Here is a 24,338-nt window from a genome sequence, read left to right on the forward strand (position 1 = left end):
CGCGGCGCGACGCGGATCGCAGAATCGCCGCGGTCCGGCCGGGTTTCCTCGTTTGCGGGGGCGCCTGGGCCCGGCCCTGGCCCCGACCGGCCGAGGCGCGGCTATACTCGGGCTTTCCACCATCGCAAAGGAATGCCATGACGCAGACGGCGATCCCCGACGTATCCCTGGTCGACAACACCGAACAGCGCACGCCGCTGGTGTTGGTGCTCGACTGTTCCGGCAGCATGAACGGCCAGCCGGTGCAGCAGTTGAACGAGGGCCTGAAGCTGCTCGAGCGCGAACTCAAGGACGACGTCATCGCGGCCAAGCGGGTGCGCGTGCTGGTGATCCGCTACGGCGGCTTCGATCACGCCGAAGTCGTCGGCGACTGGTGCGATGCGATGGATTTCGCCGCGCCGGCGCTGGAAGCCGACGGCACCACGCCGACCGGGCGCGCGGTCGAACTGGCCCTGACCGAAATCGAGAACGAGAAGCAGCGCTTCAAGCAGGCCGGCGTCGCCTATACCCGGCCGTGGCTGTTCCTGATGTCGGACGGTTCGCCGACCGATGCCTGGGAAGCGGCGGCCAAGCGCGCGCGCGAAGCCGAATTGGCCAACAAGGTCGCGATTTTCCCGATCGCGGTCGGCGAGGGCTCGCAGGAACAGGCCATGGGCCAGTTCAGCAGCAAGGGGCTGGCCGGAGTGAAGCGCCTGCACGGTCTGCAATTCCGCGAACTGTTCCTGTGGCTCAGCGCGAGCATGCAGGTGGTGTCGCAGTCGCGGCCGGGCGGACAGGCGCAATTGCCTTCCACCGACACTTGGTCCGCGGTGCCGACCTGAGCGGCGCCGGGTCATGGGCTGGCAGGTACATGCGGCATCGGCGACCGGCAAATCCCACCTCGACAAAGGCATCCCGTGCCAGGACGCGTTCGCGTACCGGGTCGACGGCGAACGCCTGGTCGCGGCGGTATGCGACGGCGCCGGTTCGGCCGCGCACAGCGAGATCGGTTCGCGGTTGATCGCCGATGCGGTGGTCGCGGCGCTGGCCGAACGGTTGGCGGCGCAGCCGCAGTGGTTGCAGGCCGACGAGGACGGCTTCGCCGGGTTCGCGGGCGAGGCCGTCGCATTCGCCCGCGAGGCCCTGGTCGCGCGCGCGCGGCGCGACGGCGCGGCCTTGTCGAGCTATGCCGCGACTCTGGTGGCCTATGTCGGCGACGCGCAGCGCGGCTGGTTCGTGCATGTCGGCGACGGTCTCGGCGTGGCCGAGCCGGCACAGTCCGACGCGCCGGCGCGGATCTCGTTGCCGCACAACGGCGAATACGCCAACGAAACCTACTTCGTCACCGGCGAGGCCTGGCGCGGCTGCCTGCGAGTGCTTGCGGTGAGCGAGCCGGTGGAGCGGGTGGCGTTGATGTCCGACGGCGCGATGCCGTTCGCGATGCAGAAGGGCAATGCCGGTCTGTATCGTCCGTTCATGGACCCGGTCGAGCGCTATCTGCGCACGGTCGACGAAGCCGCAGGCAGCCGCGCCTTGCACGGCACGCTGGACGATCCGCGCACGCACGGCATCACGTCCGACGACAAGACCCTGCTGATCGCGCTGCGGAGTTGAACCGGTGACGACCAGTCCGGTCAGCGGCAGCGGCATCCGCATCGGCGACCGGCGCACCCGCCTGGGGGCGCTGATCAAGAGCGGCGGCGCGGGCAGCGTCTACCTGCTGCCCGAGTTTCCCGACCGGGTGGCGAAGATCTATCACGAGCGGGTCGATCCGCCGAGCTATACCGACCGCGTCGAGGCCATGCTCGAGCTGCGTCCGCAACTGCCCGACCAGTTCGAGGGCGGCAAACGCTACGTGCAGATCGCCTGGCCGGACGCGACCGTGCGCGACGAGCGCGGCCGCTTCGTCGGGTTTTCCATGCCGGCGCTGGACGTGCAGTCGACCTCCGAACTGGAGCAGGTGCTGCAGGAGCGGCAGGCGCGCGCCGCCGGCCTGCCGGTCGGGCTGGGGCCGAAGATCACCCTGGCGGCCAACCTCAGTGCGGTGCTCGCGGCTTTGCACGCGCAGCACCACTACGTGGTCGATCTCAAGCCGGTCAATCTGCGTTTCTACCGCGCCTCGCTATACATCGCCTTGCTCGATTGCGACGGCTTCAGCATCCAGGGCCGCGGCCGGCGCTACTCCGCGCCGCAGTTCACCCCGGATTACCTGGCGCCGGAGTTCCAGCAACGCGGGCCCGATCCGCTCGGCGAGGAGGCGCAGGATCGCTTCGCTTTGGCGGTGGTGATCTTCCAACTGCTCAATTTCGGCCTGCATCCCTATACCGGCAAGCCCGCGGCCGATCGGGTGCCTACCGACATCCCCAGCCGCATCCGCGAGCGCTACTACGCCTACGGTCTGCGCGCGCACCGTTTGATGGCACCGAGCCCGGTCAGCGCCCACGGCAGCGTGCCGCGCGAATTGCGCGAACTGTTCGACCGCGCCTTCGGCGACGGCGGCGAGCGGCCCAGCGCGGCCGATTGGAGCGCGGCGTTGCGCGATTACGCCAAGCCCTCCAGCGGCAAACTGGTGGTATGCAAACGCGAGCGCGAGCATCAGCATTACGCCGGCCAGGCCTGCGCCTCGTGCGCGCGCCAGGACTTGTTGGCCAAGACCGCGCGCAAGGCCAAGCCGCGGCCGGTGGCGGAGCCGCCGCGCGCGCCGCCGCAAGCCGCGGCCGCCCGGTTGCGTGCGCCGCGTTTGGGCCGGCCGCCGCCGCCGCGACTGACGCCCGCACCGCCGCCGGCGCGTATGCCGCAGCCGGCATGGCTGGCCAATCTGCGCCTGGCCACGCAATCGCGCGGCATGCTCGCGATCGCCTTTCCGGTGCTGTTCGCCTTCATCGCCCAGGGCCTGCATCGTCTGTATGCGGCCTTGCAACCGGACCCGGCCAATAAGCCGCTGGAAGCCTGGGTCGACGCGATGCTGATGACCGGATTGGGCGCGGTCTTCCTGGTGCTGTGCTGGGTATTCGCCGTGACCCTGCCGCGAATGCTGAAGAACCGATGATGCGCATCGTCCTGCCGATGCGTCTGCGTCCGTCGTGGTGGTCCTGGTTCAAACTGGGCGTGCTGGCGTTCTTCGTCGTACTGGTGTTGGCGCCGTATACCGGTTGGCTGATGTCGCTGCCGATGTGGGCGATGACCGTGTTCGGGCAATGGTTGTCGCCGCCGCAAGCGTCGAACGGCGAACGCTGGTTCCGCGCCGGTCTGGTATTGGCGGGCGTGCCGAGTCTGCTGGCGGTGGCTTGGCGCGCCTACGAGGACCGCGACCGCGAACTGGCCACGCGCACCGCGATCGCAGCCGCGGTGTTGGGCGCGTTGTTGCTCGGGCATGGCTATATGACGGTGCGGCGCGAGCGCGAGGCCGGGCAGGATGCGGCGCGCTCGCGCCTGACCGCGGCGCGCATGCAACAGGCCGGGGTCACGCCGGCGATCGATATCGACCCGCCGGCGGGCCTGAGCCAGGCCGACTACGAAGCCGAAAGCGCGCGCCTGATCCGCGAGTCGGCGCGCAACGCGGCGCGCGGCGACGGGTTCTATCGCCAGCAACTGGCGTTGCTCGGCCAGCTCGCCCGCGACCGGCCGCAGTCGGGCGATGCCGCGGAGTATCAAGCGGCGATGGCGGCCTACCAGCGCATGGTCGCCGAAGACGAACGTCGCCCCGGCCGCGATCCGCAAGGCGATGCGCCGATGGAGCGGCAACTGGCGATCGCGGTCGACGCCGATCCGCGCCGCGCGCTGGCCGCGCGCGAACTCGGCATCCGTCGTTTGCGCCGTTTCATGGACGATCTGTCCGCGCCGTCCGAAGCCGGGGACATCGGCTCGCTGAAACTGGCGCGATTGCGGCGCGAGCGCGATGCGGCGCAGGCGCTGTTCGAGCGTGCGTTGCGCGTCGATCCGGACTTCGATGGGGCTTGGCGAGGCTGGGCCTGGACCTGGCTCTACCGGCAGCCGGAGTTGGCGCTGGGGGCCCTGGTCATCGACGCCGAATTGCGCAACGGCGGCAGCGGGTCGCGCAAGCTGCGCGAACGCGTCGACGCCGCCGGCGGCCGTGAGGCGCAGCCGTATTTCGCGATCCTGCAGGCGCAGGCGGAGGTCGTGGCGCTGAAACAACGCCGCTCTTCGTTGTCGCCGGCCCTGCTCGAACAGGCGCGCCGGCCGTTGCCGGCGGCGCCTTCGGCGGCGCGCGCGATCGCCGGCGAAGGCGACGCGGGCAAGCCGGACACCAACGCCCTCAGCCGCGCGCTCGACGATTTTCTGAGCGCTGCGGACGAGGGCGGGCCGAACGTGGTCGAGCGCTTCTCCGAAGCTTGGCAGCGCGGCGCGCTGGTCGTGGCCAGCGACCAGGATCTGTTCCAGTGGCGTGGCTACGGCGAAGCCGCCAAGCGCTTCGACCAGCGCTTCGCCGGCGTGCCGCGGTTCCGCGTGGTGCGCGGCTTCGAACTGCCCGCCGGGCTCGGCCGCAGTACCAGCGCGATCCTGTTCGTGCCGATCGGGGTCGAACCGCCGCGCGGCGATCTCGGCCAGTCGGTGCTGCTGCACGAAGCCGGTCGCGAGTGCGAGGGCAGCAACTGCCCGCGGGTGTACGGGCGGGGCTGAACGGGGGCAACGCGGCGGCTGCACCGCTTCCCGGGAATGCAGCGCCGGCGGCGGTGCCTCGTTCCGGATTGCCGCGCGCCCGTTCCCGGCTCAAGCGTTCGGCAGTTCGCCGACTCCGACGCCGATGATCATCGGCACTTCCGAGGTCGTGGTGCCGGTAAAGGTGCGGGTGGCCGGATCGGCGCACCAGCCGGCGGCCCGGCTGCCGCCTTCGGCTTCGAAGGTGAAGGGCCCGATGCGCAGCCCGGTCGCGGCCTGGAAGGGATAGCCGAAGCGGCGGAAGGTCGAGGTGGTGGTGCGGATCGCGAAGCTGGGCTTGTAGCCGACGTACATCGAGCGTTTGACCAGGCCGAAGAAGCCTTTCTCGCCGAACACCGCCTGGCTGCGCTCGTCGCCGAACGCGCTGTAGCCGTGCGCGAACGGACCGTCGATCAGACTGCGGGCGAAGTCGCCGTCGTACCAGTCGCCGGGTGCGATGGCGATGCGGTCGACCGCGCGGAAGTCTAAGGACAGTTCGAGCTGGTGGTCGTATTCGAACTCGTCGATGCGTTCCCAGCGGTCGTCGATGCGCAATTGCCAGAACAGACGACGGACCTTGGTCTGTCGGCCGGCCCAGGTCTGGCTGAAGTCGTAGGGCGCTTCGCGGTTGCTGAAGCCGAGGGTCGCGCCGGCCGGGGCCTCGCCGCGGCGGGCGCGTTCGGTCCAATGTTCGGCGTGCTCGGCGATGCGCCAGTCCGGCACCTTCGGCATGCGCAGCAGGTCCAGGTCGGCCAGGCGCACCCGATGGGCTTCGTCGCCGCAGCGGCGCTGCGCGGCGCCGAGCTCGGCATGGTCGCACTGCGCGACCAGCGCGGCGTAATGCGCCTGTGCCTGGTTCATCGGCACTTCGGCGGCGACGATGCGATTCTGGTACGGGCGGCCGTCGCGGCTGCCCAGCCATTGACTGAAGCTCGGCGCGTCTTCGCCGCCGCGGGTGGCGTGCACCGATGCGGCCGAGGTCGCGGCCAGGGTGTACTGATTGGTCGCAGCGACCAGTTCGTCTTCGGCGTCGATCAGGTGCCGGCGCAGGCTCGGGTATTCGGTCTGCGTCTGGGCCACGTTGAGGCACTGCTGATAGGCCTGGTGCACCGTGTCGCCGCTGGAGACGAAGGCGGCGATCGCGCTCCATTGCGGCACGGTGGCGCAGAAATCGAACTGGGCGCCGGAAATGAAGCCGGCCTGGGTGGGCTTCCAGTCCCAGGGCTGGGCCGGGTAGATCAGCTGGAAGTCGTCCGGCGAGGCGTACAAGGAATCGATCAGGGCGCGATACAGCAGGCCCCAGGGCTTGTCGTCGAAGTCGACGTTGGCGGCCAGGCCGGCGTCGAGCCGGGCCAGTTCGAGCAGACGCCGGTCCTGGGCGCCGTGACGGAACTGCGAGAGCGGACCGAGATCGTCCTGCACGTCGAGGGCCTCTTCGGCGTCGGGCGCCAGGTAATCGGACTGGGACATGAGCGGCTCCTTGCTGCTGCCGCGCGATCGGCGGCCGTGCCCGGCCTCGCGCGCCGGACGGCGGCGCGATCCCGGCGGCGGCACGCGGCGGACCGGTGTCTCAGCGTTGCTTGAACCGGACACGTCCCACCTTACGGCAACCTTACGGTTGCTCTTTTTGAGATGGATCAATGCTTTAGCGGATCGCGCGCGACTGCGACGCCGCGTGCCGGCGATCGTAAGTTGTCGGTAAGGCGAGAGGTGCGCGGCGCCGTCATGGTCGATCTGCGGACGCCGATCCCCGGCGTCGCGGACCGCGCGGCCGGTCCGCTCGCACCCCGGCAGGGAGGCGGCCGTCCTCGTGTGCCGTATGTCGTCGCGCGCTGCCGACCGCTGCAGCGACCTCCAGGAGAACGCCCATGAACGCCAAGCTCGCCACCCCCGTGCTGCTCGCCGTACTGGCCGCAGCGCCCGCCCTGGCCCAGGCCGATGCGGCCAAGCCGCCGGTTTGCCGCAGCCTGCCGCCGGACATCAAGGAAGCCATGCGCACCATGTCGTACTGCATCACCAATCCGAATCCGATCCCGGAGTGCGCCCGCGCCGGCATGGACGTGCAGGTCTACAACAACGACCCGGCCAAGCTGCCGCGCGCGGCGCGCGGCCAGCAGTACTGGGAGGGCAAGATCCGCAAGGACGACGGCGCGGCCGGCGAGCGCCGTCTGGTCTATCTGGTGACCATGGGCGAGCGCAAGAACGTCGTGGCGATGCGCTATTACACGCCCGACCATTACCGGACCTTCTGCGAGATCCAATGATCGACCGGGCTACCGGTCCCAACCTGGGCCCGGCGCGGCTCGCGCCGGGCCTTTCCCGCGTTGGCCCGACGTGCGTCGCGCTGGGCCTTTCCTATGTTCGGGGTAGGAGCGGGCAAGCCGCGCCCCCCGCGGACGCGTAGATAAACCAGCGTCTTCTCTATCGATCGAAGCCCGAAACCATCGCGGGGGTAGGAGCGGCGCAAGCCGCGACCGCGGTCTCGCGGTCTCGCGGCGTTCGTCGTTCGCAGGTCTGTGAAGCTTCAAAGCTATAAGGCGCCAAAGCCAAGCTTCCGTCTGCAAGCGGCCGGGCCACTTTCCTTGTCCAAGGCGACAAAGTCCTACTGGCTTTCCTTCGGTCAACGTAACCAAAGAAAACGCCATGGTGGTTTCGGTATGGGACGGGGGTTGTGCAGGGCTGCTCCGCACAGGCCCTCCCTGGCCTGGCTGCGCACGGCCCGCTTCCCTGCGGGCCGCCTCCGGGGCTTCAGGGCGTTCTCGCAAGTTCGCTGCGGCGCCAAGCTCTTACGGCAACGGCAACGGCAACGGCAACGGCAACAGCAACAGCAACAGCAACAGCAACGTCCGGGCATCCGGCGAAGGATGCGACGAGGACGACCGAACGCATCCGCCGGGGATGCCGATGCTGCCTGCGCAAACGGCGACGCCGGCCGGGAGGCCCGGCCGGCGTCGCTTCGGTTTCTCCGCAGCGCGGTCGCGCCGGGTTTGCGCTCAGGGCAGCTTGGAGATCGTCACGCCGATGATCAGCGCCTGGTTCGAGCTGGTGGTGCCGCTGAAGGTCTGGCCGGAGGCGCTCGCGTTCCAGCCGGCATGCTCGCTGCCGCCGGCGGCTTCGAACACGAACGGCCCGATGCGCAGTCCGGTCGCGGAACCGAACTTCTGCCGGAACGAGTCGAAGGTCGACTTGCTGGTGCGGATCGTGAAGGCCGGCTTGAAGCCGACGATCATGCCGGTCTTGAGCAGGGTGAAGAAGCCCTTCTCGCCGAACACGGCCTTGTTGCCGTCGCCGCCGAACTCGCTGTAGCCGCGGGTGTAGGGACCGTCCGACAGGCTGCGCACCACCGGGCCGTTGTACCAGTCCGCAGGCTGGATCTGGATCTGGTCGATGGCCTGGAACTCCAACGAGACTTCGAGCTCGTTGTCGCTCTCGAACTGGGTCACGCGTTCCCACTTGCCGTTGACCTGCACTTCCCAGAACCACTGCAGCACCGCCGCCGAGCCGCCGGCCCAGGTCTTCTTGTAGTCGTAGGACGAGTCGCGCGAGGTGAAGCCCATCGTCGCCCCGGCCGGCCCTTCGTTCGCCATCACCGCATCGACCCAATCGGCCGCGTTCTGGGCCACGGCCCAGTACGGAACCATGGGGTAGTTCTGCAGCCCGGGGGACTCCAAGTGCGCATAGAAATCCTGGTTGGCGTACTGCTTCTGCGCTTCGGCCAGGCCGGGCGTGTTGGCTTCCGCAACCAGGGCGTTGTAGGTCGTCTGTGCCTGGGTCAGCTTGGTGTCGGCGGTGGCGAGCTTGGTCGCCCAGCCCTTGCCGGCGAGCGAGCCGAGCCAGTCCGAGAACGAAGGGTCGTTGTCCTTGACCTGGTCGCCGTAGCGGATTTCGGCTTGGCGATAGATGCTGTCGTAGTTGTTGCTCGCCGAGGTCATCTGCTGGTCCGCGTCGCGGATCTTCTGGCGCAGCTTGGCATCGTCGGTCGCGGCGACGATCACGTTGAGGAACTGCTGGTAGGCGTCGTTGAAGCGATCGCCGCTGGAAATGTAATTGCCGACCGCGCTCCATTGCGGCATGGTCGAACAGAAGTCGTATTGCGCCGAACCGATGAAGCCGGACTGGGCGGTTTCCCAGTTCCACTTGGTGAACGGGTACACCAGCTGGAACGTCTCCGGCGTCACGCCGAGCGAGTTGACCAGCGCGCTGTACAGCAAGCTCCACGGCTTCTGGTTGTAGTCGGCCGCGGCGGCGGCGTCGCCGGTGAGCGCGCGCTGTTGCACTCGACGCTCGTAAGCCTGATCGCGGAACGCGGAGACGATTTCGTCGTTGCCGTTGTCGCCCGGTTGGGCGCTGTTGGCGTCCTGAGGTTGGTTCTTGAGCATGGCCCTGACTCCCTGAGCCCGCGCTTGGCGGGTCCGTGCGGATGCCGCGCGCCGGACGGCGCCGCGGTCCCGGATGCGGCACGGCGCCGTCCGAGGACGCCGACTGTGCGCAGTCGCGCCGCGCGGCGCCTTACGGCAACCTTACTGTTCCAATCGGCCCGCGATTTCATGCGCTTGCGGCGATGTCCACGCGTGTCGGCAAGAAGCGGTGATTAACGGTGATTTCGCGCAACGGCCATTGCGGAAGCGATCGTCAGTTGCCGGTAAGGCGAGGTGCGGTCTGCGTCGCCAAAGTCGCCTTGCGATACCGCCAGGCGGTACGACGCGACGGTGTTGGCCGTCGCGAAATTTTTTGCCGATGAGAGAACTCGCCATGAAAACATTGCGATTGCTGGCGCTGCCGTGGCTGATGGCGTTGGCGACGGCGCCGGTTGCGGCGTCGCCGCGAATCGAGGCGTACGAGACGACGTCGCAGGCCGGAGACAGCGACGATCTGGACAAGAAGGACGTGGAGCGGCGATCCAAGCTCGAGGGCTGCCAGTTGGTTCCCTATGCATCGCGGCGCGATAACTGCGTCACGGAAAGCCTGGGGCTGGACGGGGGGCAGGCCTGCGGCGCCAGGCCGTGCTCGCGCGATACGCCCAAGCTGAATCCGGTCCTGTTGCGGGCGTGGAAGAATTGCGCGGACCGGCGCGGCTTCATCGTCGACGACTACCGCGATACGCTGGCCGCGATCGACCGCTACAAGGCGTCGGCGAAGTACAAGGATTGGACCGAGGACGAGCGCGCCGCCCTCGATATCCTGACCGGCAAGATCGAAACCGCGCGGCGCGCGAATACGAAAGGGCTGAGCAACGCCCACACGATGGCGTTCCAATGCGAGCGCCTGATCCGCGGCAGCGGCGGCTGAGCGCGCGGCGAAGGGCGTTCCGGGCATTTCCGTGCCCGGAACGCCGCGTACGGCGACTAGTTGGCTTTATTGCCGGCCTTCCTGACCTGGCCCGCCTGCGGAGTGATCTCCGGGTCGTTGCCGACTTGCGGATCGCAGGCCACCAGCACGCCGCGCTTGCCGTCGCGCACCAGCACGGAGAAGAAGATCAGGGTGGGGGTATCGTTGCGGTTCATCATGCTGACGCTGCGGCCGTCGGAGGCGATCTTGATGTCGTAGATCTGGTTCTTAGCGTCCGAGGTGAGCAGGCTCTCGATCACGAAGTGCTTGGAGACGCCTTCGTCGAGCTGATAGACCATCTGCACCGGACTTTGGCCCTTGTAAGCCATGACCACGTCCGGCGAGAAGCTGTAGAAGTATTCGCCGCGGCCGGCGTTGCCGCCGAACACGACGTAGGCGACGGTGAATTCGATGACGATGGGGGTCTTGGAGGCGGCTTGGGCCTTGGGCATGGTGGAGCTTCCTAGCGGGTGGATGAACTAGTGGGTGGATGCGTCGTAGAAGGCGATGAAGTCGGGGTGGCGATAGCCGCTGCTGTGCAGCCATTCGAGCTGGCGCGTCGCCGCGTCGCGCGCGCCGAGATGGATTTGCGCGCGGGACCAGGCATCCAGCAGGGAACGGTCGCTGGAATCGGCGACGCGTCCGGCGACCAGGTCGCGCACCCGGGTCCAATCGTTGCGGGCGAGTTCGGTCTGGCCGCGGGCGGCGAGCCGTTCGCCGCGCCAGGCCAGGGCCCAGGCCAAGGCGGCCAGGCTCTTGGCGTCGCCCGGCGCCTGCGCCTGCAGCGCGGCGAGTTCGGCGACGGCGCGATCCACCAATTCAGGCTGAGTCGCTGTCTGCGGGTCGACCTCGGCCAGGCGCAGGTTCAGCAGCGCGCCGACCCGACGCCACTCCGGCAAGGGCTCTTGCTCGGTCAGCAGCGGCGCCAGACTGTCGCGCCCCTCGCGCAGCAGCGCGACCGCGCGTTGGCGCGCGCCGCGCAAGGTCTCGATCCGGCCCGCATGCGCATAGGCGTGGGCGAGATCGCGGCGCCAGGTACTGTTGTCGGGTTGCTGGCGGACCAGCGCGCGCAACAGGCTCAGGGTTTCGCCGACTTCGGCCGCGGCCTGCTCGGTATGGCCGCGGTCGATGGACAGGATCGAGGTGCGCAGCAGCGATGTCGCCAGTTTGCGCCGCCAGGCGTCGGCATCGGGTTCGCTGGCGACCAGTTCGCGCAGCATCCGGTTCTGCAGTAAATAGCCTTGCGCGGCGTCGTCCAGTTGTCCGCGCGCCTCCTGCGAACTGCTGAGCCAGGACAGGCTGTCGACCAGATCGAAGCGCAGCGGCTTGTCGTCGGGCTTGTCCGCCAGCAACCGCTGCTTGATCGCCACCGAGCGCGCGAACAGGTCGGCGGCTTCGGCGCTGCGCTGGCGGGTGTGGGCGAGGGTGCCGAGATTGTTGAGCGCGTAGGACAACTCCAACTGCCAGCGCGGGTCGGCCGGCGCGCGCGCGACCAGCGTCTCGCTGGCGCGCAGATACTCGCGCCAGTGGGCTTGCGCAGCGTCGAGGCGCTTTTGCCGGAAGTCGTAATAGCCCTGCCAGTAGGCGACCGTGCCCGATTCGGCCAGCATCTCCGACGAGTCCGGGGTCGCTCGGCGAGCCTGGCGCAAGGCGGCCGCGGCGCGCTCGAAGGCCTGGTGGGCCTCGTCGAAACGCCCCTGGTTCATCAGCACTTCGCCCACCGTGCGCAGGGCGCGCACGTGGCTGAGCAGTTCGCGCGGCTGCATCCGCGCGTCCGGCATGCGCTCCAGATAGCGCAGGGCCTGGCTGCCGACGCTGTCGAGCAGCTTGAGATTGCCGAGCGGCCGCAGTTGCTCGGCCAGGTCGCCGAGCATGAAGCCGACCAATTGCTGGGCCTGGTCGCGATGGCGTTCGGCTTCGCGCCGCGCCTGCCAGGCCTGCAGGCCCAACCCGGTCGCGGTCAAGGCCAGGGCGCCGAGGCCGCCGAGAGCGGCGGTGCGCAGCCAGCGTTTGCGCTGTTGCTGGCGTTCGCAGGCGCGCAGGAACTCGCGTTCGCCGGGGCCGAGTTCGGCCGGCAGCCGGCGTGCGGCTTCCTGCGCTTCGGCCAAGGGGCGGCCCGGGTTGAGCAGGTGATCGGCACGGCGTCCGCCGTCGACCCAGCGCCGGGTCGCGCGCTGCAAGCGTTCGCGCGCCTGCAGCAACTGGCGGTTGTCGTGCGCCCATTCGCGCGCGCGCGGCCATTGCCGCAGCAGGGCCTCGTGGGCGACGCCGAAGCCGGGCTCGCCGCCGCTGAGTTCGCCGACGAACAGGCGCGCGCGGATGAAGGCCTCGGCCAATTCGCGTGCCGCCGGCGCTGCCAGCGACGACCACGATACCCGGCGCGCGGTGACCGCATCGCTGTCCGGGCGGATCACGATCAGCGCCGCCAGCACCTGTTCCAGGCTGGCCTGGGCATCGCTGGGCAGTTCGCTGTAGACCTGTTCGGCGCGGTGGGCGAGGGCGCCTTCCAGCCCGCCGATCTCGCGGTAGGCGGCCAGGCTCAACACGCCGCCCGGGGCCTGGCGTTCGTACAGCGCCTGCAGAGTGTGCTGCAGCAGCGGCAGCGAATCGGGGTGCTGGGCGGCGGCGTCGCGCAGCAGGTCGTCCAGGCGCACCGAGCTGTCGGGGTCCTCTTCGAAACTCAGGCCGGCCAATGCGGCCGGAGCGCGGATGATCTGGCCGATTTCGCCCAGGCGCGGGGTCAGCAGGTCGATATGGCCGTCGCCGGCCTTGAGCTCGGCGACGCCGGGCACCTCTTCGATCAGGCGCGGATAGAAATCGCTGCGGGTGATCGCGATCGCGGCCACGCCGGCGCAGCCGCACAGGTTGCGCAGCGCGGCGCCGAGTTCCTCGCGATCGCGATCGAGGATCGCCGGCTCGGCCACCGCCGCTTCGGCGTGGTCGATCACCAGCAGCAGGTGCGCATCGGCGGCGCGTTGCCCGCTCAGGCGCACGAAGGCGTCGGCGATGCGCGCCTGCACCGCGTCCGGCGCATCGCGCAACTGCAGCGCCAGCGTTGGCGCCTCCAAGGCCAGGAACACCGGGCGGCCGCCGAGGCTCCAGCCGCACAAGGCCTGGGCCAAGCGCGCGAGCACGTCGCCGCCGCGGCAGATGCCCAGATCGAAGTACACCGTCGACAGTGCGTGCAGGCCGTCGAAGCCGCCGGCCTGTTGCAGCAGCGGCATCACCCCGGCGCGCAGCAGCGAGGTCTTGCCGCAGCCGCTGGCGCCGGAGACCAGGACGAAACGGCGCTGGTTCTGCACCTGTTCGCGCAGGGTCGAGAGCAGGTCGGCGGTGGCGCGGGCACGGCCGAAGAACACGCCGGCATGGGCTTCGTCGAACGAGCGCAGGCCGACGTAAGGGCTGCCCTCGGTCCAGGCGGCGGCGCGCGGCAGCCCGCTGCGGTAATCGTCGGGAAAGGCCACCGGCGCGACCAGTCGATAGCCGCGCTTGCGGATGGTCTCGATGTACTCGGGTTCGCGGCTGCTGTCGCCGAGCCGGCGCCGCAGTTGGGCGATGGTCTTGTGGACCGGATTGTCGCCGTAGAAGGTGCCGCGCCAGATCTCGATCAGCAACTGCTCGGCGCTCACCACCTCGCCGGCGCGCTCGGCCAGCGCGACCAGCACTTCCATCATGCGCGGTTCCAGCGCGGTGGTCGTGCCGTCGCGGACGATGGCCAGGCGGTCGGGCTGGACCAGCAGGGCGCCGATGCGGAACTGCGACACCGCGGCGAGGTTTTTGATCCGATCGATGCGTTGTGGCATCGCAGCGCACGCTCGTGGTTGGTCGTCGACGAGGGGAGGGCGCATGCCGGTGCATGCCCGCCCCGTCGTCCGCGCGACCCGACATCGGTGCGGCAGGCGAGAGGCCGCGGCGCAGCGCCCCATCGCTAAGCCGGCGGAATCGGTGGAGCGCTAAAACTAGCAAAACCGTCGCTGCCCGTGTGTGTCCGCAAGCGGACTTTGCCGGCTGCGCCGGAATCGCGGGCGGTGGCCGCTATGGGGTCCGGTTTGCGTGAGCGCCGCGCGAGCGCGAGTGACGCGGCGGGATAAAAAAGCCGGCCCGGGGCGGCGCCCCGAAGCCGGCAGACGCTGGCGGCCGAGGGGGATCAGCCGCAGCAATAGCAGACCAGGGGACGGCCGGGGCCGCCGGGGCCGAGATCGCCGCCGAATTCCGGACACTCGCTGCGGCAGGCGAACGAGCTGCAGGATTCCGATTGCGCCGGCTCGGCGCCGTTGCCGGCGACGACCTGGAAGGCGCCGAATCCCATCGCAGCCGAGAACAGCAGGGCCGCGAAGACGACGCGGACGCCACGGTTACGCTTCTTCATTGCAGAGCTCCTGTCGAGGTACGCCGCCGGTCCGTCGGGGCCGGCGGCAGGGAACGCCGGAGCCCGGCACGATGCCGGTCCGGCCGGAACGGTGCGGCCGCGACCGCACCGCCTGCGGACGCGGTTGCGTCCGCGCAGCCGTCGCAACCGCCGACGGCGCAGTCATGGCCGCGCCGCCGCAGCGGCGACGGCCGGGGAGGACGCCGCGCGCGGCGGCGCGGGCCGTACCGCGAGCAGCAGCTCGCGCAAGGTCCGTTTGTCGTTCAGGGCCCCGACATGGCGATAGCGCACCCGGCCGTCGCGGCCGATCACCAGCAGTGCCGGCACCTTGCGTGCGCGGAACAGCGCGGCGGTGCGGCGGTCGTCGTGAGCGACCAGCGGGAAGTCGAGGGCGTGTTCGCGGGCGTAGGCGCGCGCCTGCCCGGGCGAGGCCAGGGCGACGCCGATCAGTTCGGCGCCGCCGGCGGAGGCTTGCGGCAACTGTCGCGCGACCCGTTTCAGTTGCGGCAGCGAGGCGCGGCAGTGGGGGCAGGTGGTGGTGAAGAAGAACAGCACCTGACTGTCGCCGCGCGGCTGGCCGAGTTCGATCGCCCGGCCGTCGAGGCCGTGCAGGGCCACCCGCGGCACGTACATGCCGACGTAGGGCGCGACGATGCGGTCGGCCAGCCAGCGCTGGTCCTCGCGCATGCGCCCGACCTGCCAGCCGAGGGCGACGACGAGAACGCTGGCCAGAGCCAGCGCGGCCCACAGCCAACGCTGGCCGGTCGGCGAAACCGGTCGGGGAATGTCGGGTGGCGACGACATGCCGCCGACCCTAGCAGCGGGTTCCGGCGGCGAACTTGACGCGCCTCACAATGGCGAGGAGTGCGCGCGATTGCGGTCGCAGCGTTTTCGCGCGCTGCGGCGCCGCTGCGTCCGCCCCGCTCAGTGCGGCCGGCTCAGCCGGCGCACTCGCGCGCTTCCAGCTGCGGAGCCGGACGTTGCTTCAGCATCTGCGCGACTGCGACCCCGAGCAGGGTCAGCACGCCGCCGACCCAGTGGTAGGCCTGCAAGGGCTCGCCGAGGAACAGCACCGCGAAGGCGGCGGTGAACACCGGGGTGAGGTTCATCAACACCGCGGTCTTGTCCGGACCCAGGCGCAGCAGGCCGCGCATCCAGAACCACGGCGCGACGGTCGAGGCGAGCAGGCCGGCGTACAGCACCAGCGGCAGGTTGTGCGCGGTCAGCGCCACCGACGGCGCCAGCAGGAAGCCGGGCAGGAGCAACACCGTGCCGCACAAGATCTGCAAGTACAGCGATTCGCCGTTGCCGATCGGCAAGGCCCAGCGCTTCACCAGCACGCCGTAGGCGGCGTAGGAGGTCGAGGCCAGCAGCATCATCAGTTCGCCGCGGCCCAGGCCCTGCTGCAGCAATTGCGCCGGATGGCCGGCGCTGAGCAGCCAGCTCAGGCCGACGAAGGAAATCAGCGCGCCGATCAGCATGCCCGGCGAGGGGCGGGTGCGCAGTACGATCATGCCGATCACCATCGTCATCGGCGGAATCGCGGCGATGATCAGGCCCATCGACATGGCGCTGACGCTGTGCGCGGCGAAGTAGGCCAGCGACTGGTACATGACCATGCCCAGCGCCGCCAGCACCACCAGCTTGCGCCAGTAGGGGCGGACCTGGACGCGCATCTTCCAGACTTTCGGCAGCATGAACGGCGTCAGCGCCAGCAGCGCGACCAGCCAGCGGTAGAAGGAAATCGCGGCCGGCTCGATCGCGCCGGCGGAGAGCTTGCTGACGATCGTGTTGCCGGCCCAGATCAGCGTGGCCAGGATCGGCAGTAACAGGCGCATCGGGTACATCCATACGACAACGTGGGGCGGCTCATTCTAGAATGTCGGGTAATCGACAGATATAGATAACCAGACATCGCATAGCGAGCTTCCGACAATGCCGCGCAAGCACCGTTTCCATTACCCCTACCGGACCCTGCCGGGCCCGCTGCTGCTGCGCTACGAGGCGCTGGCGGTGGACACCGAAAGCGCGTTGCACCGGCACCCCTGGGGGCAGTTGGCCTTCGTCGAGTCCGGCAGCATGGCCTTCCTGGTCGAAGGCCGGCCGTTCTTCGCCCCGCCGGGCTATGCGGTGTGGATTCCGCCGCGCATGGACCATAGCTCGCACAACCGGCGCGAGGTGCATTGCCGGCTGATCAACATCGCCGAGCGCTACACGCCGCTGCTGCCGGCCGCGCCGGGCATCGTCCGCCTGCATCCCTTGTTCATAGCCGGGGTCGAGGACTTGTTCGCGCGCGGGGTGGAAATCCCCGATACCCCGGCCGACCGGCGCCTGGCGCGGGTGCTGATCGACAAGTTGCTGGCCACTCCGATGCTGGCGCGCTTCGTGCCGCAGAGCGAGGACCGCCTGTTGGCGCCGATCCTGGACGCGCTGCAGCACCGCCCCGGCGACAACACCACCCTGGCGCAATGGGCGCAGCGCGTGCATACCACCGAGCGCACGCTGAGCCGGCGCTGTCGCGACGAGTTGGGCATGTCGTTCAGCCAATGGCGGCAGCGACTGCGTTTCCAGCAGTCGATCCCGCTGCTGGAGCAGGGGCGCAGCGTGCAGCAGGTGGCGGCCGACATGGGGTATGCCAGCGCCTCGGCGTTCATCGCCATGTTCAACGAACTCAGCGGCAGCACGCCGCTGAAGTTCCGTCAGGGAGCGGGGCGGTAAGGGGCTTCAGGAACGAGTGCGGGAAAGACAAATGCGCATTGCGGCGGCTGTCGCTCGTTCGTCGTTTCTTCGCATGGGCTCCGGCTTCAACGCTCGTCCGTCTTCGCCGCGGCCTGCGCCGCCTTCGCCGCCGCGCGTTGCTCGGCGACTTTGCGCCTGACTGCGTCGAGCAGCGCGTCCAGCGCCGCGCGATCGTAGACCTTGCCGCGCAGCACGAAGGCGTCGATGCGGCGGGTGGCGGCGATGTCGCGCAGCGGGTCGGCGTCGAGCAGGACGATGTCGGCAGCCTTGCCGGTATCGAGCGAGCCATAGTGGTCGTCGCGGCCGAGGAAGCGCGCGCCGTTGATGGTCGCCGCCTGCAGGGCCTGCAACGGACTCAGCCCGCTTTCGACGAAGCGCTGCATTTCGTCGTGCAGGCCGATGCCGGGGTAGTTGAAGGAGTTGAGGAAGCCGGCGTCGGTGCCGGCCAGGATGCGCACGCCGGAGCGCTGCAGCAGCGGCAGGATCGCCGCGTTGCGCCGGTAGCGCTGGTGGCGGCGCTCGATCGCCGCGGCGTCGTCCTTGGCCGCGCGCTCCACCCGCCAGGCGTAGGTCGCCTCCAGCCCCGGGCCGATGTATTGCAGATAGGCGTCGTCGCGGTGGTCGTCGCGGTCCAGGTAGGTGGCGACGTAGCTGCCGTTGAGGGTCGGGGTGATTGCGGTGCCGCGCGCGGCCAGGCGCCGGTAGGCGGCGAGGGCGGTATCGCGGTCGAAACTAGCCTGGACCCGGTTCCAGCCTTCCTTGGCGTCGATCTCGCCGCGGCGGACCATCGCCCCGATCTCGGCTTCCTTCGTCGAGCCGGCCTTGTAGGCGTATTCGATGTGCTCGATCGAGCTCAGCCCCGCGGCGCTGACCTCGTCGACGTTCAGCACGAACGGCAGGTGCGCCGACACCTTCAGGCCGCGCGCACGGGCTTGTTGCAGCGCGTCCATGAACAACTCCGGGCTGAGCGTGTTGTCGGTGATCTTGACGAAATCGACCTTCCACCCCTGCAGGCGGTCGAGTGCGGCGGAGATTTCCGCCGGGTTGCCGACCTCGATGTCGCCGGGCCAGATCGACTCGTAGCCTTCCAGTTTCGGCCCGGAGGTGAAGATGGTCGGCCCCTCGAGCCGACCGGCGGCGACGGCGTCGCGCCACTCGAACACGCTCGGGCTCAGGTCGCCGGCGGCGTCGCGTACCGCGGCGATGCCGTGGGCCAGATACAGCGGCAGCAGGTTCTTGTTTTCTTCGATCAGCGCTTCGCCGCCGCCGAAGTGGACGTGCATGTCCCACAGCGCCGGGATCGCGTACTTGCCGCCCGCGTCGAGGCTGCGCTCGGGCGCGTAGTCGCCGGCGCGGGCATCGTCGACGATGCCCGCGATACGGTCGCCGCGCACGGCGATGGCGCGGTCGCGGCGGATCTTGCCGGCGACCACGTCGACCACCGCGGCATGGCGGATCAGCAGATCGACGGGTTCGGCGGCGCCGGCCCCGGCAGCGAAGGCGCAGGCCAGCGTGGCGACGAGCAATCGGGTCGGTCGGAACATGCGCGTACTCCGGAATGCGGTGGCCGCCGCCGCAACGGTCGTGGACGACGGCACGGCGAGGGCAGGGCGGACCCATTCTGCCCCAGCCCCGTCGCCGCGGTCCGTCGCGACCGCCAACCCCGTCTTATTCCGCCAGACCCGGCCACTTCATAATGCCGTCCACGCCGCGGCGGGCGCGGCCGCCGGCGCCCAGCGGAGGGGCGGAATGAGGAAAGTCAAACGGATCGCCACGCCGCCGTCGTTGCGACGGCCCGAGCTGCTGGAATGGGCGCAAGCGCTGACCGAGTTCTACAGCCGGCCGGCCGACGAGCGCCAGCGCCAGCGCGTGCCGTTCGAGCGCTATGCGCGGCTGTTCCTGGCCGGGGACGTGCGCGAGGCCTTGCTGGCCCAGTTCGAGGGAAAATGCGCGTATTGCGAGTCGCGTCTGTCGGCCGAGGCGGCGATCGAACAGTTCCGGCCGGTGTTCGCCGCGGCCGATGCCGACGGCGGCGCGAGTCCGGACCATTACGGCTGGCTCGCGTTCGAATGGCGCAATCAGATGCTGGCCTGTCGCGAATGCAGCGCGGCCAAGCGCAACCGCTTTCCGGTCGACACGCCGCGCGCCCTGCCGATGATGCCTTGGCGGCAGGTGGTGGCGAGCGAAGGCGCGATGCTGATTGACCCTTGCCGGGACGATCCGAAACCGCATCTGGGCTTCCATCCGCGCGGCGAGCTGCTGGCCCTGAGCGATCGCGGCACGGTCGCGATCGAAGTGCTGGCGCTGAATCGCCCGGGCCTGATCGCGGCGCGGCGCGAGGCCGTGGAACGGATGCTGGAAGCGATCGTCGCCCAGCCCCACCGCCTGGACCAGGGCTTCGCGGTGTCCGAGTTGGACGCGCTGCGGCGCCGGGCCCATACCGCAGCGGTCGACCAGGCCCTGTTCTCGGTCTATCTGCTGTTCGCGCGCCGGGTTGGCTTGCGCGCGGAACGCGATTTCCGCCTGGCACGCGACCTGCCGCGCCTGCTCGGCCACGAGTGCGAGTGGGAACGGGCCGCGCAGGCCTACCTGGACGATCGCTGGGAAGCGGGGCTGGACGAGCCCGGCCCCGAAGCGCCGGCGTCGCCGCGCGCGGCGCAGGCGCACGAGCCGCGTTGGGCCCCGTCCTATGTCGAGCGGGTGCGGATCTTCCATTTCAAGGGCATCGAGCAGGTCGAACTGCGCTTGGGCAGCGTCGCCGCGCGCGACGGCGGCGCGCCCGGGGCGATGTTGCTGGGCGAGAACGCCGCGGGCAAAAGCACCGTGTTGCAGGCGTTGGCGCTGGCCCTGATGGACGACCGACAGCGCAACGGCAGCCGCGCCCAGGGGTTGGAATTCCTGCCGCGGCAGCGTGCATCCTGGGACGTATCGACCGAACGGCCGTATGTCGAGGTATTGCTGTCCTCCGGCGAGAGCAAGCGGGTCGAGATCGATTCGCTGGGGAGGTTTCGTTCCCATGCGGGCGGTCCGCCGACGATGGTGCTGGCCTATGGCGCGCGCCGGTTCTTCCGGGCCCACGGCCGCATCCCGCACCACGGCCTCCATCGCAGCCTGTTCGATCCGTTCGCGGTGCTGGAGGACCCGTCGAACTGGCTGACCGAAGCGCCGCGCGCCGCCTTCGACGCCGTCGCCCGGGCCATGCGCGAAATCTTCGCCCTGCACGGCGACGACGACATTTTCCGCAACCACAGCGGCCACGTGCTGGTGCGCGCGCACGGCCGGGTCACGCCGATCGAGCGCATGAGCGACGGCTACCGCGCCTTGTTCGCGATGGCGGTGGACATCATGCGGCGCATGGTCGAGGCCTGGGGCAACCTGGAATACGCGCAGGGCACGGTGCTGATCGACGAGATCGACGTGCACCTGCACCCGCGCTGGAAGATCGAAGTCATGTCGGCGCTGCGCCGGGCCATGCCGCGGGTGCAGTTCGTGGTCAGCGCGCACGATGCGCTGTGCTTGCGCGGCATGCGCGACGGCGAAGTGCACGTGCTGTACCGCGACGGCGACGACAGCATCCGCGCGCGCGAGGACCTGCCCAACATCGAGCTGCTGCGCACCGATCAGTTGCTGACTTCGGACATCTTCGGCCTGGCCAGCACCGCACGGCCGGAGACCGAAGCGGCATTGAACCGCTACGCCTACCTGCTGGGCCTGCCCGAGCCGCTTCCGCCCGAGACGCAGGAGCGCCACCGGCTGGCGGCTGCGCTGCAGGCCTTGCCGCGCGGCGACACGCCGGCCGAGCAACTGATCGGCGAAGCCACCGAGCGCTACATCGAAGGCCGTCGACGCGGTTCGGCGGTCGAACGCGAGGCGATGCGCGAAGACGCGTTGGACGAGATCGTGCGCCGCCTGGAACGGCAGCTGGGCGTGGAGGCGGGCGAGTGAGGCGGGTGGATCGCGAGCGGGTGGCGCCGCCGGCTTCGTTGACCGCGGCCGATGGCGCCGGGCCGCGCGAGCTCAAGCGCGCACGCGGCCATTACCGCGACAAGAACGCCACCGGCTTCGCCTTCGCCGCCTACAAGAGCGCGGACGTGGCCGAGGCGATGCGGGCTTTGTTCGGCGGCAAGTGCGCGTACTGCGAGTCGTTCCATAGCGCCAGTTCGCCTACCGACGTCGAGCACTACCGGCCCAAGGGCGGGGTCGAGGGCGAAGCCGGCCACCGCGGTTACTGGTGGTTGGCCGCCGACTGGCGCAACCTGCTGCCCAGTTGCGTGCTGTGCAATCGCCGCAACGGCCTGCGCATCGCCCAGCCAGGCATGGCGGGCGCCGACGTGGCGGCGTCGAAGCCGGTGACGGTGGGCAAGGGCAATCTGTTTCCGATCCGCGGCCGCCGCGCGACCGGTCCCCGCGGCGACTGCGAGGCCGAGGACCCGCTGCTGATCGATCCGACCCGGCGCGATCCCGCCGCGCATCTGGATTGGCCGCAGGACAAGCTGTCGTTGGTGACGCCGCGCTTCCTAGGCCGCGACCCCGACCCTTACGGCCGGGCCACCATCGATATCCTCGGCTTGAACCGACAGGACCTGGTCGAAGCGCGCACCCGGCATCTGGACGCGGCGCGCGTTCTGCTGGCCAACGCCGAATTCGCACTGACCGTCGCGAGCGTGCTGAGCGGCGACGCGTTGCAGGAAAGCCTGCGGCGTTTCGACGAGACCATGGCCTTGCTCAGCGGGATGTGCGCGCCCGACCGGCCGTATTCGGCCATGCTCGAGGCGCATCTGAAGCAGCGGCTGAGCGATCTGCTCGCGCAGTACCGCGCCTTGCGCGCGCAGCGGCGATCGGAGGCGAGCGTGCCGGCGGCGGGCGAACGGGAGCTCGCCGAAGACGCGATGGACGCCTGAACCGCGTCGGTTTTTTGGCGCTCTGGTCGCGGCTTACGCCGCTCCTACAAGGGCCGACTTCGCTTGGGGTAGGAGCGGCGCAAGCCGCGACCGCGGGGTTGCAGGTCGCGGCGCGGCCGGATGCGGGTTCGATGTCGCGACTTGCGTCGCTCCTACCCTGAGCGGCGGAGCGTCGCGCGTTCCAATCCCCAATCCCCAATCCCAAATCCCAATCCCGCCCCAAAGAAAAACCGGCCGAAGCCGGTTTCTCTTTGTCCGCATCGCGCGGCCGCAGCCGCGTCGTTTCAGCCCTGGGCCGGCTTGGCGGCCGCCGCCGGCTTGGCCGGGGCCGCGGCGCCCGCCGCGGAGGCCTGCCAGCCGCAGCTCTTGCCTTCGTTCTGCTGCTTGAGCCAGGTCTGCAGCGGGGCGAAGTACTCCAGCACCGCCGAGGCGTCCATCTTTTCGCCGCCGGTCAGTTCCTTCATGGTCTGCTGCCAGGGCTGGCTGGCGCCCTTGCTCAGCATCGCCTGGAACTTCGCGCCGGCGGCCTTGTTGCCGTAGAAGCTGCATTCGTACAGCGGGCCCTTGTAGCCGGCCGCGTCGCACAGCGACTTGTAGAACTGGAACTGCAGCACGTGCGAGAGGAAGTAGCGCGTGTACGGGGTGTTGCCCGGTACGTGGTACTTGGCGCCGGCGTCGAAGAATTCTTCGCCGCGCGCCTCGACCGGGGCCACGCCCTGGTACTTGGCCTTCAGGTCCCACCAGGCCTTGTTGTACTCGCCCGGCTTGATCGAGCCGTCGAACACGCCCCAGCGCCAGCGGTCGATCATCAGGCCGAACGGCAGGAACGAAACCTTGGCCAGGGCCATGCGCATCTGCGCGTTGATCAGGGCTTCGTTGCTCTGTTGCTGGGCGCCGACCAGGCCGATCGACTGCAAGTACTTCGGCGTCATCGCCAGGACGATGGTGTCGCCGATGGCTTCGTGGAAGCCGTCGTGGGCGCCGGTCTGGAACAGCGGCGGCTGGTTGTTGTAGGCCAGGTAGTAATAGACGTGGCCGAGCTCGTGGTAGATGGTGGTGAAATCTTCCTCGTTCGGCTTGATGCACATCTTGGTGCGCACGTCGCCGGACATGTTCATGTCCCAGGCGCTGGCGTGGCAGACCACGTCGCGGTCGCGCGGCTTGATGAACTGGGTCTTGGTCCAGTAGCTGTCGGGCAGCTTGGGCATGCCGAGCGAAACGTAGAAGTCTTGCGCGCGCTCGGTCATCTGCTTGGCGTTGGCCTGGGCGGCGTCGACGTCGACCTGCGCCTCGGCGCTCGGGCTCAGCTCATCGCCGGCCTTGGCGCGCTGGGCGTCGAGGTGCTTCTGGTACTGAACCGCCAGCGCGCCGGTGATGTCGAGGTTGCCGGCCTGCTGTTCGCTGTAAGGGGCGAGGATGTCCCACAGATTGCCCCAGTCCTGCTGCCACATGTTGCCGAGCAGATGCGCCGGCAGCAGGCCGCCCGCGACCTGGCCCTTGTCGGCGCCGTACTTGGTCTCCAGACGGGTGCGGGTGTAGCAGTGCAGTTGCTCGTACAGCGGCTTGACCTGGCCCCAGAGGCGATCGGTTTCGGCGGCCAGTTCGGTCGGGCTCATGTCGTAGCCGGAGCGCCACAGTTCGCCGGTGTCGGCGTAGCCCAGGTTGTGCGCGCCCTCGTTGACCAGTTCGACGAAGCGCGTGTAGTCCTTGCGCATCGGCTTGGAGATGCTGTGCCAACCCTTCCAGGCGTCGAGCTGGGCGTCGTAATCGCGGGTGGTGCTGCGCAACACGTCCTCGAGTTCGCCCAACTGGCGGCATTCGCTGTCGTTCGGGCCGGTGCAATAAGTGCCCGATCCGTACATGCCTTCCATGCGGGTGGCGATTTGGGTCAGCTCGGCGAGCTTGGCCGGATCTTTCGGCGCCGGCATCGCGGTGCCGATCTTCAGCAACTGGATGGCGCGCGCGGTGGCCGGCGACATCGGCTGGCCTTCGAACTTCTTGGATTGCTCGATCCAGCTGTTGAGCTGGCTGAGATAACGCTCGTTGGCCTTGGCCGAGAGCAACTGGCTGTCGTCGTTGATGTAGGTGGAAGACAACCACTGCGCCGCGGTCATCTCCGGGTACATCTTCTTGTACTCGTCGTTGACCCGGGCGATGAACTGGTCCGCGGTCTCGCCTTCGGGGGCGGCGGGCTTGGCGTCGCTGGAGGAGGGGACGGGTTCCTTCTTGCAGGCGCTCAGGCCGAGGACGGCCGCCGCGATGCCAAGCGCCAGCAAGGCGCGAACGTGTTTCATGAGTGCTCTCTCCGGGGATGTGCCGCGCTGCTCGCGCGAGCCAGAAGGCTAGAGGCCGGTTCGGCCGGA

The 24,338-nt window shown here is 69.3% G+C and carries 18 protein-coding genes; 9 read left to right on the plus strand and 9 right to left on the minus strand.

Annotated features, from left to right (window positions below; translation table 11 throughout):
- The first annotated feature begins 137 nt into the window (after nt 1–137).
- The 4 genes from V2J18_RS07165 to V2J18_RS07180 are packed head-to-tail and all read left to right on the plus strand — an operon-like array spanning nt 138 to nt 4,620.
- Nucleotides 138–821 carry a vWA domain-containing protein gene (locus V2J18_RS07165; protein WP_064750075.1) on the plus strand — a complete coding sequence of 228 codons (684 nt, stop codon included), beginning with the start codon at nt 138–140 and terminating at the stop codon, nt 819–821.
- Nucleotides 822–834: 13 nt separating this feature from the next.
- The gene (locus tag V2J18_RS07170; RefSeq protein ID WP_336131414.1) at nt 835–1,593 is read left to right on the plus strand and encodes a PP2C family serine/threonine-protein phosphatase; all 759 of its coding nucleotides are present in this window, start codon (nt 835–837) and stop codon (nt 1,591–1,593) included.
- Between the two features lie 4 nt (nt 1,594–1,597).
- Nucleotides 1,598–3,028 (plus strand): hypothetical protein, encoded by a 1,431-nt coding sequence (locus V2J18_RS07175; RefSeq protein WP_336131415.1) that lies wholly within the window; start codon nt 1,598–1,600, stop codon nt 3,026–3,028.
- Complete coding sequence (locus V2J18_RS07180) at nt 3,025–4,620, plus strand: hypothetical protein (protein WP_336131416.1); 1,596 nt, start codon at nt 3,025–3,027, stop codon at nt 4,618–4,620. Before V2J18_RS07175 ends, V2J18_RS07180 begins: the two co-directional genes overlap by 4 nt.
- A gap of 90 nt (nt 4,621–4,710) precedes the next feature.
- Here the strand turns inward: V2J18_RS07180 and V2J18_RS07185 are convergent, their stop codons facing one another.
- The gene (locus V2J18_RS07185; RefSeq protein WP_336131417.1) at nt 4,711–6,108 is read right to left on the minus strand and encodes a hypothetical protein; all 1,398 of its coding nucleotides are present in this window, start codon (nt 6,106–6,108) and stop codon (nt 4,711–4,713) included.
- Between the two features lie 398 nt (nt 6,109–6,506).
- Between V2J18_RS07185 and V2J18_RS07190 the strand changes: the two genes are divergently transcribed.
- On the plus strand, nt 6,507–6,902 hold the full coding sequence (locus tag V2J18_RS07190; RefSeq protein WP_336131418.1) for a ribonuclease domain-containing protein: 396 nt from the start codon (nt 6,507–6,509) through the stop codon (nt 6,900–6,902).
- A gap of 729 nt (nt 6,903–7,631) precedes the next feature.
- Here V2J18_RS07190 and V2J18_RS07195 read toward each other — a convergent pair.
- On the minus strand, nt 7,632–9,017 hold the full coding sequence (locus V2J18_RS07195) for a hypothetical protein (protein ID WP_336131419.1): 1,386 nt from the start codon (nt 9,015–9,017) through the stop codon (nt 7,632–7,634).
- 388 nt (nt 9,018–9,405) lie between these two features.
- On the opposite strand from V2J18_RS07195, the gene V2J18_RS07200 reads away from it, so the two are divergent.
- Entirely contained in the window at nt 9,406–9,927 is a 522-nt protein-coding gene (locus tag V2J18_RS07200; protein WP_064750069.1) for a hypothetical protein, read from the plus strand.
- 56 nt (nt 9,928–9,983) lie between these two features.
- On the opposite strand, the gene V2J18_RS07205 is transcribed toward V2J18_RS07200, so the two are convergent.
- From V2J18_RS07205 to V2J18_RS07225, 5 genes are all read right to left on the minus strand, one after another.
- The gene (locus tag V2J18_RS07205) at nt 9,984–10,418 is read right to left on the minus strand and encodes a hypothetical protein (RefSeq protein ID WP_064750068.1); all 435 of its coding nucleotides are present in this window, start codon (nt 10,416–10,418) and stop codon (nt 9,984–9,986) included.
- Nucleotides 10,419–10,445: 27 nt separating this feature from the next.
- A complete protein-coding gene (locus tag V2J18_RS07210) occupies nt 10,446–13,769 on the minus strand; it encodes an nSTAND1 domain-containing NTPase (RefSeq protein WP_336131420.1) in 3,324 nt (1,107 codons plus the stop codon).
- Nucleotides 13,770–14,113: 344 nt separating this feature from the next.
- Nucleotides 14,114–14,335 carry a hypothetical protein gene (locus V2J18_RS07215; RefSeq protein WP_064750066.1) on the minus strand — a complete coding sequence of 74 codons (222 nt, stop codon included), beginning with the start codon at nt 14,333–14,335 and terminating at the stop codon, nt 14,114–14,116.
- Nucleotides 14,336–14,497: 162 nt separating this feature from the next.
- Nucleotides 14,498–15,139, minus strand: coding sequence for a peroxiredoxin family protein (locus tag V2J18_RS07220; RefSeq protein ID WP_336131421.1), 642 nt, complete (start codon nt 15,137–15,139; stop codon nt 14,498–14,500).
- 134 nt (nt 15,140–15,273) lie between these two features.
- A complete protein-coding gene (locus V2J18_RS07225) occupies nt 15,274–16,173 on the minus strand; it encodes a DMT family transporter (RefSeq protein WP_336131422.1) in 900 nt (299 codons plus the stop codon).
- A 97-nt stretch (nt 16,174–16,270) separates the two neighbouring features.
- Here V2J18_RS07225 and V2J18_RS07230 point away from each other — a divergent pair, with 97 nt between their 5' ends.
- Nucleotides 16,271–17,053 (plus strand): helix-turn-helix domain-containing protein, encoded by a 783-nt coding sequence (locus V2J18_RS07230; protein ID WP_064750064.1) that lies wholly within the window; start codon nt 16,271–16,273, stop codon nt 17,051–17,053.
- Between the two features lie 86 nt (nt 17,054–17,139).
- Here V2J18_RS07230 and V2J18_RS07235 read toward each other — a convergent pair whose 3' ends face one another.
- A complete protein-coding gene (locus tag V2J18_RS07235) occupies nt 17,140–18,618 on the minus strand; it encodes an amidohydrolase family protein (protein ID WP_336131423.1) in 1,479 nt (492 codons plus the stop codon).
- A gap of 205 nt (nt 18,619–18,823) precedes the next feature.
- Here V2J18_RS07235 and V2J18_RS07240 point away from each other — a divergent pair, with 205 nt between their 5' ends.
- Nucleotides 18,824–21,019 carry an AAA family ATPase gene (locus tag V2J18_RS07240; RefSeq protein ID WP_336131424.1) on the plus strand — a complete coding sequence of 732 codons (2,196 nt, stop codon included), beginning with the start codon at nt 18,824–18,826 and terminating at the stop codon, nt 21,017–21,019.
- A complete protein-coding gene (locus V2J18_RS07245) occupies nt 21,016–21,975 on the plus strand; it encodes an HNH endonuclease family protein (protein ID WP_336131425.1) in 960 nt (319 codons plus the stop codon). The genes V2J18_RS07240 and V2J18_RS07245 overlap by 4 nt, the downstream gene beginning before the upstream one ends.
- Nucleotides 21,976–22,259: 284 nt before the next feature.
- On the opposite strand, the gene V2J18_RS07250 is transcribed toward V2J18_RS07245, so the two are convergent.
- A complete protein-coding gene (locus tag V2J18_RS07250; RefSeq protein WP_336131426.1) occupies nt 22,260–24,269 on the minus strand; it encodes a M2 family metallopeptidase in 2,010 nt (669 codons plus the stop codon).
- Between the last annotated feature and the right edge of the window lie 69 nt (nt 24,270–24,338).

Origin of the sequence: Lysobacter firmicutimachus, from assembly GCF_037027445.1 — a bacterium.
GTDB classification, from domain to species: Bacteria; Pseudomonadota; Gammaproteobacteria; order Xanthomonadales; family Xanthomonadaceae; genus Lysobacter; species Lysobacter firmicutimachus.

Coding starts and splice junctions, on each gene's coding strand:
- V2J18_RS07180 (WP_336131416.1), top strand. CDS start 3,025: ATGATGCGCATCGTCCTGCCGATGCGTCTGCGTCCGTCGTGGTGGTCC.
- V2J18_RS07190 (WP_336131418.1), top strand. CDS start 6,507: ATGAACGCCAAGCTCGCCACCCCCGTGCTGCTCGCCGTACTGGCCGCA.
- V2J18_RS07165 (WP_064750075.1), top strand. CDS start 138: ATGACGCAGACGGCGATCCCCGACGTATCCCTGGTCGACAACACCGAA.
- V2J18_RS07170 (WP_336131414.1), top strand. CDS start 835: ATGGGCTGGCAGGTACATGCGGCATCGGCGACCGGCAAATCCCACCTC.
- V2J18_RS07220 (WP_336131421.1), bottom strand. CDS start 15,139: ATGTCGTCGCCACCCGACATTCCCCGACCGGTTTCGCCGACCGGCCAG.
- V2J18_RS07240 (WP_336131424.1), top strand. CDS start 18,824: ATGAGGAAAGTCAAACGGATCGCCACGCCGCCGTCGTTGCGACGGCCC.
- V2J18_RS07250 (WP_336131426.1), bottom strand. CDS start 24,269: ATGAAACACGTTCGCGCCTTGCTGGCGCTTGGCATCGCGGCGGCCGTC.
- V2J18_RS07215 (WP_064750066.1), bottom strand. CDS start 14,335: ATGAAGAAGCGTAACCGTGGCGTCCGCGTCGTCTTCGCGGCCCTGCTG.
- V2J18_RS07205 (WP_064750068.1), bottom strand. CDS start 10,418: ATGCCCAAGGCCCAAGCCGCCTCCAAGACCCCCATCGTCATCGAATTC.
- V2J18_RS07230 (WP_064750064.1), top strand. CDS start 16,271: ATGCCGCGCAAGCACCGTTTCCATTACCCCTACCGGACCCTGCCGGGC.
- V2J18_RS07195 (WP_336131419.1), bottom strand. CDS start 9,017: ATGCTCAAGAACCAACCTCAGGACGCCAACAGCGCCCAACCGGGCGAC.
- V2J18_RS07210 (WP_336131420.1), bottom strand. CDS start 13,769: ATGCCACAACGCATCGATCGGATCAAAAACCTCGCCGCGGTGTCGCAG.
- V2J18_RS07235 (WP_336131423.1), bottom strand. CDS start 18,618: ATGTTCCGACCGACCCGATTGCTCGTCGCCACGCTGGCCTGCGCCTTC.
- V2J18_RS07225 (WP_336131422.1), bottom strand. CDS start 16,173: ATGCGCCTGTTACTGCCGATCCTGGCCACGCTGATCTGGGCCGGCAAC.
- V2J18_RS07185 (WP_336131417.1), bottom strand. CDS start 6,108: ATGTCCCAGTCCGATTACCTGGCGCCCGACGCCGAAGAGGCCCTCGAC.